Origin of the sequence: Paenarthrobacter sp. NyZ202 (assembly GCF_049860755.1) — a bacterium.
GTDB lineage: Bacteria > Actinomycetota > Actinomycetes > Actinomycetales > Micrococcaceae > Arthrobacter.
This window is the reverse complement of sequence record NZ_CP187556.1, coordinates 814723-827999: the sequence shown is the minus strand read 5'-3', so window position 1 is coordinate 827999 and position 13277 is coordinate 814723. Positions and strand designations below refer to the sequence as shown.

The 13277-nt window shown below is 64.6% G+C and carries 14 protein-coding genes, 1 tRNA gene, 1 pseudogene and 1 riboswitch; of the genes and pseudogenes, 8 read left to right on the top strand and 8 right to left on the bottom strand.

Annotated features, from left to right (window positions below; genetic code table 11):
• Positions 1-209 precede the first annotated feature (209 nt).
• From ACPFL9_RS04025 to ACPFL9_RS04015, 3 genes are all read left to right on the top strand, one after another.
• Positions 210-950 (top strand): response regulator transcription factor, encoded by a 741-nt coding sequence (locus tag ACPFL9_RS04025; RefSeq protein WP_426005993.1) that lies wholly within the window; start codon positions 210-212, stop codon positions 948-950.
• A gap of 3 nt (positions 951-953) precedes the next feature.
• Positions 954-2453 (top strand): HAMP domain-containing sensor histidine kinase, encoded by a 1500-nt coding sequence (locus ACPFL9_RS04020; protein ID WP_426005992.1) that lies wholly within the window; start codon positions 954-956, stop codon positions 2451-2453.
• A gap of 134 nt (positions 2454-2587) precedes the next feature.
• Positions 2588-2749: riboswitch (cyclic di-AMP (ydaO/yuaA leader) on the top strand.
• A gap of 5 nt (positions 2750-2754) precedes the next feature.
• Complete coding sequence (locus ACPFL9_RS04015) at positions 2755-3585, top strand: hypothetical protein (RefSeq protein WP_426005990.1); 831 nt, start codon at positions 2755-2757, stop codon at positions 3583-3585.
• 111 nt (positions 3586-3696) lie between these two features.
• Here ACPFL9_RS04015 and ACPFL9_RS04010 read toward each other — a convergent pair whose 3' ends face one another.
• From ACPFL9_RS04010 to upp, 4 genes and pseudogenes are all read right to left on the bottom strand, one after another.
• Entirely contained in the window at positions 3697-5082 is a 1386-nt protein-coding gene (locus ACPFL9_RS04010) for a pyridoxal phosphate-dependent decarboxylase family protein (protein ID WP_426005989.1), read from the bottom strand.
• Between the two features lie 38 nt (positions 5083-5120).
• Positions 5121-5809: pseudogene (locus ACPFL9_RS04005) on the bottom strand (HAD-IA family hydrolase).
• A 45-nt stretch (positions 5810-5854) separates the two neighbouring features.
• On the bottom strand, positions 5855-6232 hold the full coding sequence (locus ACPFL9_RS04000; RefSeq protein ID WP_426005988.1) for a glyoxalase superfamily protein: 378 nt from the start codon (positions 6230-6232) through the stop codon (positions 5855-5857).
• A gap of 48 nt (positions 6233-6280) precedes the next feature.
• Positions 6281-6916, bottom strand: coding sequence for a uracil phosphoribosyltransferase (gene upp / locus ACPFL9_RS03995; protein WP_400335806.1), 636 nt, complete (start codon positions 6914-6916; stop codon positions 6281-6283).
• 22 nt (positions 6917-6938) lie between these two features.
• Here upp and ACPFL9_RS03990 point away from each other — a divergent pair, with 22 nt between their 5' ends.
• The gene (locus tag ACPFL9_RS03990; protein ID WP_426005987.1) at positions 6939-7469 is read left to right on the top strand and encodes a nucleoside deaminase; all 531 of its coding nucleotides are present in this window, start codon (positions 6939-6941) and stop codon (positions 7467-7469) included.
• A 34-nt stretch (positions 7470-7503) separates the two neighbouring features.
• On the opposite strand, the gene ACPFL9_RS03985 is transcribed toward ACPFL9_RS03990, so the two are convergent.
• Genes ACPFL9_RS03985 through ACPFL9_RS03975 form a run of 3 tightly spaced genes read right to left on the bottom strand, consistent with a single transcriptional unit; the run spans position 7504 to position 9921 of the window.
• Positions 7504-8505 (bottom strand): glycosyltransferase family 4 protein, encoded by a 1002-nt coding sequence (locus ACPFL9_RS03985; protein WP_426005986.1) that lies wholly within the window; start codon positions 8503-8505, stop codon positions 7504-7506.
• On the bottom strand, positions 8506-8904 hold the full coding sequence (locus tag ACPFL9_RS03980) for a 6-pyruvoyl trahydropterin synthase family protein (RefSeq protein ID WP_426005984.1): 399 nt from the start codon (positions 8902-8904) through the stop codon (positions 8506-8508).
• Between the two features lie 3 nt (positions 8905-8907).
• On the bottom strand, positions 8908-9921 hold the full coding sequence (locus ACPFL9_RS03975) for a zinc-dependent alcohol dehydrogenase (RefSeq protein WP_426005983.1): 1014 nt from the start codon (positions 9919-9921) through the stop codon (positions 8908-8910).
• 115 nt (positions 9922-10036) lie between these two features.
• Here ACPFL9_RS03975 and ACPFL9_RS03970 point away from each other — a divergent pair.
• Positions 10037-10126: transfer RNA gene (locus ACPFL9_RS03970), tRNA-Ser, on the top strand.
• 56 nt (positions 10127-10182) lie between these two features.
• Here the strand turns inward: ACPFL9_RS03970 and ACPFL9_RS03965 are convergent.
• On the bottom strand, positions 10183-10593 hold the full coding sequence (locus ACPFL9_RS03965; RefSeq protein ID WP_426005981.1) for a peptidoglycan-binding domain-containing protein: 411 nt from the start codon (positions 10591-10593) through the stop codon (positions 10183-10185).
• Between the two features lie 391 nt (positions 10594-10984).
• On the opposite strand from ACPFL9_RS03965, the gene ACPFL9_RS03960 reads away from it, so the two are divergent.
• The 3 genes from ACPFL9_RS03960 to ACPFL9_RS03950 all read left to right on the top strand — a co-directional run bounded on the left by ACPFL9_RS03960 (position 10985) and on the right by ACPFL9_RS03950 (position 13187).
• Positions 10985-11668, top strand: coding sequence for a hypothetical protein (locus ACPFL9_RS03960; protein WP_426005979.1), 684 nt, complete (start codon positions 10985-10987; stop codon positions 11666-11668).
• 97 nt (positions 11669-11765) lie between these two features.
• Positions 11766-12383: a hypothetical protein gene (locus tag ACPFL9_RS03955; protein WP_426005978.1), complete on the top strand. Its 618-nt coding sequence runs from the start codon at positions 11766-11768 to the stop codon at positions 12381-12383.
• A gap of 84 nt (positions 12384-12467) precedes the next feature.
• Complete coding sequence (locus ACPFL9_RS03950) at positions 12468-13187, top strand: YcnI family protein (RefSeq protein WP_426005977.1); 720 nt, start codon at positions 12468-12470, stop codon at positions 13185-13187.
• Positions 13188-13277: the final 90 nt, after the last annotated feature.

The following is a 13277-nucleotide window of genomic DNA, read 5'->3' as shown; positions in this document are numbered from 1 at the left end:
CCACGGCCGGCGGAATCTCACGATCTGAAACAGTTGCTGTCCAATTGCAAAGTGGTTCCGTGTCGATCTTCAGCCCCCGGTCTGGTAGCTGGCCCGGCTCTTTGTCCCCATGCCCCTCGCGGTGGCCGGCATCTCGCTAGTGTTGACTTCACAGCGTCCTCACAGGGCAGGCTCAGCAGCGGCAAACGCACAGAACGGAGAGTTGTCCCATGGCATCCCCGCACTCCATGACCAACAACCTTCCCCAGCTGTCCCACCCGGATGGCTCCCCCATCCGCGCCCTGGTGGTGGACGACGAACCAAGCCTCGCCGAACTCATGAGCATGGGCCTGAGAATGGCCGGCTGGTCTGTTGCCATAGCCGGCGACGGACCGCAGGCAGTCAAGCTGGCCAAGGAGTTCCGCCCGGACGTCCTGGTGCTGGATGTCATGATTCCCGGCTTTGACGGCGTGGAAGTCCTCACCAGGATCCGCGCCTTTGCCCCCGAAGTTCCCGCCCTCTTCCTCACGGCCAAGGATGCCGTGGAGGACCGCATCGTCGGTCTCGCCGCCGGGGGTGACGACTACGTCACCAAGCCCTTCAGCATGGAAGAAGTACTGCTCCGCCTGCACCGTTTGGTCCAGCGATCCGGCATTGCCGCCATGGATACGGCGGAGCTCGTAGTGGGCGACCTGACGTTGAACGTCGATACCCGTGAAGTGACCCGGGCCGGGGAGGACATCCAGCTCACGGCCACCCAGTTCGAACTGCTGCGGTACCTCATGGAGAATCCCAAGCGCGTGGTCAGCAAGGCCCAGATCCTGGACCGGGTCTGGGACTACGACTTCGGCGGACAGGCAAACATTGTGGAGCTCTACATTTCCTACCTCCGCAAGAAAATCGAAGCCAACCACCCGCCGATGATCCACACCATCCGCGGTGCCGGATACGTCATCAAGCCAGCGGACTGAGCTTTGGCTGCGCTTACCGGTACCGCCAGCAGTGGCAAGCCCAACTGGCTCAGACCTTCAACGTGGCATTTGCGCACCCGGTTGATCCTGGTGGCGATGGCCTTGCTCATCGCCATCTGTGGCGCCGTGGGAGTAGTCAGTTACGCCTCCATGGACGTGGTGTTCAACCGCCAGCTCGACAAGCAGCTGGAGGAAGCGTCCAACCGCGCAGCAGACTTCGGCAGACCGCCGTCGGGCTTTCCGTCCACGCCGTCCCGCAAACCGGACCCCTTGGAGGCGCGGGGCCAGGCCGCTGGAACCTTGAATGCGCGGATCAACGGTTCAACGGTCAACAGCTCGGGACTGATCGACGCGGAGGGAAACCGCGTCTCCTTGTCCCAGGACGACCAACAGGTACTGCTCTCCCTGCCCAAGGACAGCACCCCCGTGGACCGCTCCCTCTCCAACGGCGACTACCGCTTGGTGGCAGTGGAAACGGCATACGGAGATGTCATTGTCACCGGCCTGCCGCTGGCGGACAAGCAAAGCGCGGAGGCGTCGCTGGTGTGGACCATGGTGTTCGTGTCGCTGGGAGGACTGGCGTTGATCGGACTGGCCGGTACCGTCATCATCCGCAGGACCATGCGGCCCTTGGAGCAATTGTCCGACGTCGCCACCAAGGTCTCCCGCCTGCCCCTCGACGCCGGCGAGGTGGCTTTGGCGGTACGGGTACCTCAGGGGGCGGCCCACCCCGGCACGGAAGTGGGCAGCGTGGGCCATGCCCTGAACCAGATGCTCGACAACGTCGCCAGTGCCTTGGAAGCGCGGCAGGCAAGCGAAACCAAGGTGCGCCAGTTCGTGGCGGACGCCTCACACGAGCTCCGCACACCGCTCACCGCAATCCGCGGATACACCGAGTTGCTTCGCATGACCGAGAACTTCACCGAGGACGGCCGGAAGTCCCTGGCCCGCGTCCAGAGCCAGTCGGAACGCATGACAGCCTTGGTCGAAGACCTGCTCCTGCTCGCCAGGCTGGATGAAGGACAAGCGTTGAAGGTCTCGGATGTCGACCTCACCCAGTTGGTGATCGAAACGGTCAGCGACGAGAAAGTGATGGCGCCGGACCACCACTGGAAGCTGCGGCTGCCCGACGAACCAGTCACCGTGCGCGGGGACGCGACACAGCTCCACCAAGTGCTGGCCAACCTGCTCTCCAATGCACGCAAGCACACGGATGCCGGGACAACGGTGGAAACCGGCGTCATGCTGTCCAACGACGGCGGCGCTGTGGTGACCGTGACAGACAACGGGCCTGGTATTCCGGGGGATTTCCAGGCGCGCATCTTCTCCCGTTTTGCCAGGGCAGACGCCGCGAGGTCAGGCTCCGAAGGGACCTCGGGACTGGGCCTTTCCATCGTGGAGTCCATCGTGCGCGCACACGGCGGTACCGTGGACGTCACATCCCGGCCCGGGCGCACCGAGTTCGCCCTCCGCCTCCCTCTGGGGAGCGCCGCACGCCTGTAACAAAATGGGCAAGGCGACGCACCGCCGTCGTGATCTCTGTTACCCAAATGTGACTTAAGCCGATTCGTCCTGTACCGTCGAAAGGGTGGGTCGCCCCAACCTGACCCACACCCGGGATGCGCCGAGCTCTGCCACTTCCCGGAGTTCCGTTCTCACCCAAAGGCAGAGACGGGGGACCCAGAGTCTCCGGGCCCGTGCATAGATTGCCGGCCCTTGGGGTGAAGCCGCTGCTGCACGCGCGGCCGGATGACCTCATCCGAACCCGACAGCTAACTCCGCAGGCGCTGAGAGGTAATCACACATGTCTGAATTGAACGATCAGACGCGCCCTTCCGCGCGTCACCGTGACGATCACAACGCTCCGCTGACCAAATCGCAGGCTGTCCTGAAGGACGCTGCCCGCCGTGGCAAGACCGGTCAGCGCATGTCCGTAGTAGCCGGCGTCGTGGCTGCCGCGCTGGGCGTTGCATCCCTGGGCACCGCCGCAAACGCTGCCTTCAACCTCCCGGAACTGAGCCAGGCCGCCGAAACCCAGGCCAACGCCCAGGTCAGCACCAACAAGGCTGCCGAGATCGCTGCTTCGATGGACGCTGCTGCCGCCCGGGGCGCAGCTGACCGTGCAGCCGCAGACAAGGCCGCTGCCGAACAGGCTGCCGCAGAGAAGGCCGCCGCCGACAAGGCCGCGGCTGAAAAAGCTGCTGCGGAGCAGGCCGCTGCTGCCCAGGCCGCAGCCGAGAAAGCCGCCGCTGATGCTGCGGCCAAGCAGGCCACCGATGCCGCAGCCGCCGAGAAAGCCGCCGCAGCTGCCGCTCCCAAGGCCATCGACGACCCCGCCGCCGCAAAAGCCTACGCTGCCAGCATCCTGGCAAACTACGGTTGGGGCGCCGGCGAGATGGTCGCCCTGAACACGCTCTGGGAGAAGGAATCGAACTGGCGAACCACGGCCACCAACCCTTCCAGTGGCGCCTATGGGATCGTCCAGTCACTGCCGGCAAGCAAGATGGCCACTGCGGGCGCCGACTGGCAGACCAACTACCAGACCCAGATCAAGTGGGGCCTGAACTACATCAAGGAACGCTACGGCTCGCCTTCCGCAGCCCTCGCCTTCCACTTGGCCAACAACTGGTACTAAGCCAGGCCTGAGCCAGAGCGCCGGTCCGCACCATTCCTTCTAAAACGAACGGTGCGGACCGGCGCTTTTTCATCCCCTGAATCTGTGCCCGGCAGGTTTATGCCCCGGCAGCTAGGCTTCAGCCTCCGCAGCGCGTCTGACGGCAGCGACGGATGCGGCGACATCGTCCGCATCCGTGGACCAGTTGCTCACGGAGATGCGCAGGATGTCACGGCCATGCCACACCGAACCGGACATCCACACCACCCCTTCGGCCATGACTCTCTGCGTGACCCGGCGGGTACGTTCATCGCTGCCGAAACTGACCGACACCTGGGTGAACACCACGTCGTTCAGGATCTCGACCCCGGGGATTGCAGACAGCCCCTCGGCCAAGGCCCTGGCGTTTGCCGCCAGCTTCTCCACCATTGCGATCGTCCCGGACCGCCCCAACGAGCGGAGTGCAGCCCACACCGGGATGCCCCTGGCACGGCGGGAAAGCTCCGGCACTTTCTCGTGCGGGTCGCCGGGGCCGTGGTCATCTGCGGGCAGGTAGCTGGCATGTACACCGAAAGTCCGGCGCATGACATCCGGCCGGGACACGATGGCCAGGCCTGAATCGTAGGGGACATTCAAGGTCTTGTGAGCATCGGTAGCCCAGGAATCCGCGGTTTCCAGCCCCGGCAGGTACTTGCCCAGCTCCGGGCTGACTGCCGCCCACAATCCGAAGGCACCGTCAACGTGGACCCAGGCGCCTTTCCCGTGGGCCAAGCGCACCGCCTCCTGGACGGGGTCGAAGGCACCTGAATGGATGTTTCCCGCTTGCAAGCACACGATCGCCGGGCCTGGCTGCCCGTCCATGGCGGCTGCCAATGCCTCCGGGATGATGCGTCCCTGGTCATCCACGTCCACCGGCGTGCAGTTTCCCAAGCCAAGATAACGGACCACCAGGTCGATGACCTCGTGCCGTTCCCGGCCAACAAACACCGTGACGCGCGGTCCTCCTGCGAGCCCCAAAGTGGCCAGGTCCCACCCCGCCTGCTCCAACACGTACTGGCGCCCTGCTGCCAGCCCCACGAAGTTGGCCATCGTCGCCCCGGTGGTGAAGCCGACGTCGGAGTTTTCCGGAAGGTGCAGCAAGTCCAGCAACCAGGCCGCCGCAGACTCCTCAATGGCCGCAGCAGACGGCGTCGCGAACCGCAGTCCGGTGTTTTGGTCCCATGCGCTGACCATCCAGTCGGCTGCGAGGGCTGCCGGTAGGGTCCCGCCAATCACCCAGCCGAAGAACCTGCCGGACTGCATGGCCATCAGGCCCGGCTCCGCCACCGCAACGAGCTCATCGATCACCGCTGCCGGGTCGGTGGGGCCCTCCGGGAGCGGGGAACCAAGCTTGGCCGCAACCTGGTCGGCATCCATGGTGGGGCGGACTGAACGCGTGGGCACTGATGCCAGCCACTGCTTGGCGTGCGCAACCGCCCGCTCCAGTGCTGCATCGTACGCCTCCGGCAACGCAGACATGGGCACAGCCTACGCCGGACGCCCCGATTGGAACAGAGCTATAGCGTCAGGGTGATCAGGTGTCCGCCGTCGATGTCCTTGACGGCCTTGACCGTCACCGCCGAGTAGTTGGGAATCCGCCACATTCCGGGCTCCAGCGCCCCGCCGGCATCACCAACCACGACCGTCCGCATGCCTGCTGCGCGGGCTGCGGCAATGCCTGCGGGCGCGTCTTCGAAAACCACGACGTCGGCCGGTTCCGCGCCCAGCAGCTCCGCGGCTTTGAGGTATCCCTCCGGGTGCGGTTGCCGCGCGTGACAGCCTCGGCGGTCACCGCCGTCGTGGGCATGGTCAGCCCGGCGGCCTGCATGCGGATGTCGGCCAGTACCCGATCGGCGGACGTCACCAGGGCGATCGCGTCGTCTGGCAGGGCTTTCAGGAGGGTCTCGGCGCCGGGCAGGGCAATGATGCCGTCCGTGCGGTTGCGTTCCATCTCGCCCAATTCCGCTGTGAGGGCCACGACGTCGGCCCCTTCCGGTGCGTAGCGTCTGATGGTGTCACCGGCCTGGACGCCATGGGACGTCCGCAGAATCTCGTTGTAATCCAGCCGGTAACGCTCCGCGAATTCAAGCCAGACCTGCTCCACGATTGCCGTGGAATCAACCAGTGTTCCGTCCATGTCGAAGAGGACTGCGCGGACGGCAAGGCTCTGTTGTGAATGTGATGGCTGCGCGGCAGGAAGGCTCATACGTCCATCCTGCCGCACAGCGGGCTTGCGGTGCTTGGCGTCGGCTCAGCCGTTCGGGCGCTGGGGTAAGTACTGGACCGCCCACCTGTTGCCGTCGGGATCGGCGAAATAGACAAAGTGTCCCCAGTCCTGGATGTCGATGTCGCTGACATCCACACCGTTTTCCTTGAGCTGCGCATGTGCCTTGTTGATGTCGGCCACCACAACTTGCAGATTCGGTGCGGAGCCTGGAGGGGCGTCAGTGAGGCCTTCTCCGATGGCGATGGAGCAGGCCGATCCGGGCGGGGTGAGTTGGACAAAGCGGATGCCGTCGGTGGGACGCTCATCGAAATCGGCGTTGAAACCGACTTTGTTGACGTAGAAATCCTTCGCGCGATCGACGTCGGACACAGGGACAAACACCAGTTCAAGTTTCCAGTCCATGCGCCACAGGCTAACGGGGCAGGGTGGAAAGCGGTAGGGGTGGCGCCGTTAGCCCGCGATGCCGTAGAGGCGGTCGCCCGCGTCGCCGAGACCCGGGACGATGTAGGACTTCTCGTTGAGCTTCTCATCGATCGAGGCAAGCACGATCTTCACGTTCTTGTCTGCCAGTTCCTCTTCGAGCTTGGACAGGCCCTCCGGAGCGGCCAGCAGACAAATGCAGGTGACGTCGGAGGCCCCGCGCTTGAACAGGAATTTGATGGCTTCGCGCAGCGTGCCACCGGTAGCGAGCATCGGATCCAGGACGAACACCTGTCGGCCGGTCAGGTCCTCGGGGAGGCGTTCGGCGTAGGTGATGATGTCCAGGGTTTCCTCGTCACGGGCCATGCCCAGGAAGCCAACCTCGGCGGTGGGAACCAACTTGGTCATACCCTCAAGCATGCCCAGGCCGGCACGGAGGATCGGGACCACCAAGGGCGTGGGCTTGGTGAAAGCCGTACCGATGGTCTTGGTGACCGGGGTCTCGATTTCCACGGGCTGTGTCTTGACCTCGCGGGTGGCCTCGTAGGCCAGCAAAGTGACGAGTTCTTCAGTAAGTTGCCGGAAGACCGGTGAAGGGGTGTTCTTGTCCCGCAGTACGGTGAGCTTGTGAGCGACCAGCGGGTGGTCCACGACGAGTGTGCGCATCCCCCAAAACTATCATTGAGACATGAGCCCTACCGAGCCGTATCACGCAGAACACAGTGCTTGGATGGGCCTTGCCCTGGATGAGGCCCGGCTGGCGTTGGAAACGGACGACGTGCCCATTGGGGCGGTGGTTTTAGGGCCCGACGGCGGCGTGCTGGGTTCGGGGCGCAACGAACGGGAAGCGCACGGCGACCCGACCGCGCACGCCGAGATCGTCGCCATTCGGCAGGCCGCCGCTGCCCTGCAACGGCATGCGCTGGAGCTGGGCGAAGGCGGGGACGGGTGGCGCCTGGAAGACTGCACCCTGGTCGTCACCTTGGAACCGTGCGCCATGTGTGCCGGGGCGATCGTCCTGGCCCGGATCCCACGCGTCGTGTTCGGTGCGTGGGACGAGAAAGCCGGAGCCGTTGGTTCCGTGTTCGATATCCTTCGCGAGCGCCGCCTCAACCACTGGGTAGAGGTCTATGCGGGCGTGCGCGAGGACGAATGCGCTGCGCTGCTGAGGGGCTTCTTCGCCGCGCACCGCTCTACCCCCCCGCGAGATGGCAGTTAATGGCAATCCGACGCCGCGGGATTGCCATTAACTGTCATCTCGGCGGACGAGCGAGGGCTGCCAGCACTGTCGCCGCCGTGTGCTCCCAGCCCGGGAGATCGTTTCGGGCGTAGACGGCTGCCCGGCGCCAGGACTCCCGGGTCGCAGGGTCGGTGAGCCAGGCGCGGAGGGCGTTTGCCAGGTCGCTGGGCCCTTCGACGGCCACGGTCCGCCCAGCGCCGCTGCTTCCCAGCGCTTCCACGGCCCCGGTCCCCTCCCGCACGATGACGGGTACCCCATGAGCCAGCGACTCGACCACGACCATTCCGAACGCCTCCGACTTCGAGATAAGGAGGCTGAGGTCGGCGGCGTGCCACTGTTCCGCAAGGTCCTGGCCGCTGAGTTCGCCCGTAAGGGTGATGCGGCGTTCCAGTCCGTAATGTTCGACGGCGGCACGCACCTTTGCGGCGTACGCCGGGTCTGCATCGGGCGAGCCAATAAGCGCGGCACTCCATGACAAGTCGCCTAGTTGGCTCAGCGCTTCCACGAGCAAGGTCTGCTGCTTATTCGGCAGCAGGGCAGCAACAGCCACGATGCGCGGGGGCTCCGAACCGACGGCCATGTCCGCAGGCTCAGCTCCGGGCCGGGCCACCACAACGTTGAGTGGGCCGTGCTTGGCTTGCAATTCCGCGGCCGCGTGGTTGCTCGGGCAGACCACGCCCGTAACCGCGGCCAGCGCATTACCCTCCAGCAGTGGGTGATCCGCCAGCGGCATATGCGAGAGTATCCACACCTTCGCTCCGCCACCAACGGCGGCCGCCACCTCCTCCGGCGCCCCGCTCGCAACCAAACCATCGGCAATCACCGTGGTTCCGCCGTCGAGCGCGTCCGCGAACCGCTGCCGGTCCGCCGGGCTGCCCACGGGCCAATCGCCGTCGACGGTTACTGTCTCAACTTCGGCGCCCAAGGCCGCCAATTGCTCAGCGAGTGCCGCGTTGTACTTGTTGCCGCCCGAGCCGTGGCGGACGTTGCCGGGGACGATGAAGCGGATGTCCACTTACTTGGCCGGAAGCTCCAGTGAGTAACCGGCCCAGGCGTCGGGGTTTTCGCGGAGGACGACGTCGATGCCCACGAGCGCTTTACCATCGGCGGTGTCGGTGATCTGTCCCGCTACAGCCTCGGCGATGTGCTTGGCGAGTGCCTCGGTGGTGGAGAGCTTGCCCTTGAAGGCCGGGTGCTCGTCCAGGTTCTTGTAGTTCAGGTCCTCCAGCACGTCCTCAAGGATGCCTCCGGCGGCGCCGATGTCCAGGACGATCGCGTCATCGTTAAGATCACGACGGCGGAAGCTGACTTCCGCGACAAAAGTTGCCCCGTGCAGTCCTTGGGCCGGGCCGAAGGCTTCGCGGGGAAGGCTGTGGGCGATCATGAAATGGCGTCGGACGGTCAGGCTGAACATGTCTTATTCCTCCGGCTTGGGATAGGCGACCAGGTGGCAAAAACCACCGGGCCGTTCGAACAACTTAACAAGGGTGTCGGGCAGGTTCCGGAACAGGCACTCACTGGTGAGGAACGTGTCGAACAATGGATCCTTCAGGGCAGCCGCAGCCGTTTCCAGGCGTTGGGCGTTGCTGCGCCGGTGCCTTCTGGGGAGGGCGACGGCGCCCACTTGGCTGGAGCGGATGTTCAGCCGGCGGGCGTGGAAGTCCTCCCCGAGCGGCAGGGTTACTTCCTTGTCCGCGAACCACGAGAGCTCGATGATGTCCGAGTCGTCCCCAGCCAGCTGGAGGCTCAGTTTGAGGCCTTCGTTGGAGGCTGAGCAATGGAAAACGATGTCGCAGTCATCCTTGGCGTTTTCCGGGAGGGCAAAGTCGATGCCGAGTGTTTGGGCGAGCTTTTCCTTCTCCGGATCAGCGTCCACAAGCTGCAGGCGACCCAGCGGGTACTTCCGCAGGAGCGTCGCCAAGGCGCCACCCACCAAGCCACCACCGACGACGGCGACCCGGTCACCCAGGCGCGGCCCGGCTTCCCAGAGCGCGTTGACTGCCACCTCGACGATGCCGGTGAGGACGGCGCGCTTGGCAGGAACATCCTCTGGAATCTGGGTGAGTTGGCACGTTGGGACCACGTAGTAGTCCTGGTGTGGGTGCAGGCTGAAAACCGTTTTACCCAGCCACTCCTGCGGCCCTTGTTCCACGACGCCAACGTTCAGGTAGCCGTACTTGACCGGCCCTGGGAATTCCCCCTTCTGGTGCGGCGCCTGCATGAGGTCTGCGACGCGTTCAGGGACACGCCCTTCGTGGACAACGCGTTCGGTACCCCGGCTGACCCCGGAGTAGAGCGTCCTGACCAGGGCTTCTTTGTTTTCCAAGGCAGGAAGGTCTTCGGAGCGCAGCTCACCCTGGCCGGACTCGGTGACCCAATACGCCTCGGCCCTAATGGGCTCCTGGGCGCCCTGTTCTTGAGAGATCGTCATGATACTTATGAATCTATCGTTGGGGTGCTCCGGACGGAAGTTGGCACTGGTTTCCGCACCTACGTGATGCCTCGTTTTGGGGAACCGCGCCCATCTCCGGTACCCTATTTCAGTTGGTGACGTGTCCGAGCGGCCGAAGGTGCAACACTCGAAATGTTGTTTGGTGTAAAAGCCAACGTGGGTTCAAATCCCACCGTCACCGCCATGTAGAAAGGCCCCGGTTCCCGTTGTTTATAAGGGAACCGGGGCCTTTTGCTTCGCTCAGATGTTGCAGCCCGATGCACGGGCAGTCGAATACGGGTACCAGCTGACCGGGCCGGGCCCCATCTGAGGAGCGCAAAGAATGTTCCACGTCCGTGGGCCGACGATACCGTCAGCCTGCAGGCCCCAGTAGCGCTGGAATCCGATCACAGCGTTGCGTGTAGCAGGTCCGAAGGAGTTGTCGACAGCCAGAGTTCCGTACGGCGATCCTACGCGCGTCCGGAAGGCGTTGAGCAGGATCTGAATGTTGCCTACGCAACTGGAGTAGCCGCCGTAGCTGTAGTTGTAATCGACGCAGCGTCCAGCCGCCTCAGCCGGTGCCGGAGCGGCGACGCTGAGCGTGCCTCCGAGGACAAGGCTGGCCGCCACTGATGTGAGCGCCAGACTGACGCGTCGGGTTGATTTGCGCACGGTAAATCCTTTCGATGGAGAATTTCGGTCCATGCTAACCCGTGCGCTCGGGTAGTGGGCATGGGCAGCACTGCCCATGCCTCAGCAACGCACCCAGCGAAAAAGCCGGAAAGCGATCCCAGGTTGAAGGTCGCCAACTCCACCTAAGACTTCGACACTCACCCCACGACAGAACGGAAAGGAATTCTAACTTCCGAAGTAGCCGCCTGCAGTAAGGACGGCCTGACCCATGACCCACTGCCCAGCGACACACGCCGCGATCATGCCAGTTCCGAGAATGTATGTTCCCACGCGCGAACCTTTCCGCATACGATGCGCATCCGGCTGCCTCCCCGAACGCCAGAACAAGAAAAGTACAACGAAAACAATACCGTCCTCCCGCCAGGTGCGTTTGACGGTTACCTACGCTGCCCAAAAGGCGCCATTATCAAGTGATTTCCTGGAGGTCCTCCCGGGTTTCGGTAACAGCGATGCTTGCCCCGCCGTCGTCTGGGATGGCGCCGGGGCCAGCCGGAATCAGGGCTCCGTCACGGGCTTGGATGTCGAATGCGGCTGGAAACTCTCCGGCCTGGAAATTCCCGCCGGGGGCTCCGTACAGGCCACGGCCAGGGTGACGGCCGACATCGCGGACCAGAAGGCAATGGACGAGTGGCTGCGCGCCGGAGCCACGGCCACCACAGCCGCACTGCAGGATCCTGCCGTGAAGGGAACAGCCTATCCCGTGCAACGCCTGAAGAACGTGGAGGTGCGAACGGCAGCGCGTGTAGTGACTCCCAGCCCGCTCAACATCACCTTGGTCCCGGTGTGGGCTGGTGGAGCCGATGAACTCAACCCGCTCTATGTCAGTCCCGCATCCGGCAAACCGTCCCGGATGTTCGAGGCTGTGACCGGCGGGGAGAAAGGCCTGCGCTTCGCCGACGGCTGTGGCGGCGCGTTGGCGGTGGACAGCTCGGGGCTTACGGTTACAGCACTGCAGATCACGCCCCAATGCACGGTGCGGGCCAGCGTTGGGAACTTTACTGAGTTGCAGTCGCCACCGTTCGCCATTACCTCCCGGGAAAACGCAGGCCAATAGGCGGCTTCCCATCCAAGGAGGGGCCGGCAACGAAGTCCGGATAGAATCGAAGCCGCAGCCAAGCCAAAACGCCAGGCCAAAACCAAGGGAGGACTCCGTGCGGACATCGCAGCCCCGGTCGCCCTTCCATGCCCTGCGGTCGGTAGCCATGGCGCTGGTGATCGTCCTTTTGGCGGCCGGTGCACACGTCCTCGGCGGAGGCTCCCTGCCAACGGCGCCCGTACTCGCGGCACTTATCACGCTGACCGGTCTTGCGGCAACGCTCGCAACGCGGTTCAAACTGAACTTCGCGGGCATGGCGGCCCTGCTGGGCACCGGGCAACTCTTGCTGCACGAGGCCTTCACCGCCTTGGCTCCACTTGACACCACCGTGCGCACCGGCAGCCACCATGCCGGCACTGAATTGTTGACTCCGGCGTTGGACCCGGCAACCCACCTCCACGAACCGGGCACCACAGCGGGTGCCCTGATGTTCGCGGCACACGTGGTTGCCACCATCGTTTCGGCAGCGGCGCTGGCAAAGGGCGAGGACGCGCTGTGGCAGCTGGCAGCGTGGTTGCGTCCTTTGGTCACGCTGCCGTCGTTGCTGTTCAGGCCCGACGCCGGTGCCACGCCTGTCTCTGTCGGCGCACCTGACGTTTTCCTCCCCCGCCCCTGGCGGAACCTAAGGCAAGACAGCCGCCGCGGCCCGCCCGCCGCCGTCGTACTTCCTTAATTCCGCCCGGCACCGCCTCTTCCTGGTGACGGGCTCCAAACCCGTACCCGCGCCCGTCTTTGGCGCACCTTGAAAGGCAATCCCATGAAGAACTCCGCCCTCCGCCGTACCCTGTCCGCAACCGCCGTCGCGGGTGGAACCGCCGCCCTGATGATGGCCGGCCTTGCCGGAGCATCAGCCCACGTCGGCGCCGACCCCAACAAGACCGCAGCCAACTCCTACGCGCTGGTGACCTTCGGCATCCCGCACGGTTGCGACACCTTCGGGACCACCAAGGTTGCCATCACGCTGCCGGAGGAACTCAACGATGCGCAGCCCACAGTCAACCCCAACTGGACGGTGGAAAAGGTGACGGAAACGCTGGCCGAGCCCAAGAAACTGGACGACGGCACGAGCATCACCAAGCGCACCAGTCAGATCGTCTACACGGCCAAGGCACCGCTGGATCCGCACCTGCGCGACGCCCTGGTCCTGTCGGTCAAGCTGCCCGACGCCGCCGGTAAGACCATCTACTTCCCCACCCTCCAGACGTGCGAGCAGGGCCAGACCGACTGGGCTGAGATCCCCAAGGACGGCCAGAATGAGCACGACCTGAAGTCCCCCGCGCCGTCGGTGACCATCACGGCGGCCGAGGCTGAAGGCGACCACCACGCCGCCGCCACGGTGTCCACGGAACAGGCCTCGTCGGTGAGGGACGACGGATCCCAGGCCATGGGTTGGGCAGGTCTGGTTGCCGGCCTTGCCGGCCTGGTTCTGGGCGGCGTGGCATTCTTCCGCAGCCGTCCGGCCAAGTCCGCCAAGTAGGTCTGTCACGGTGATGGCGTCCGGAACATCACGATCCGGACGCCATTTCCGTAGTGGACGCCGTGGCTCGATTGACTCGCGCCACGGCCG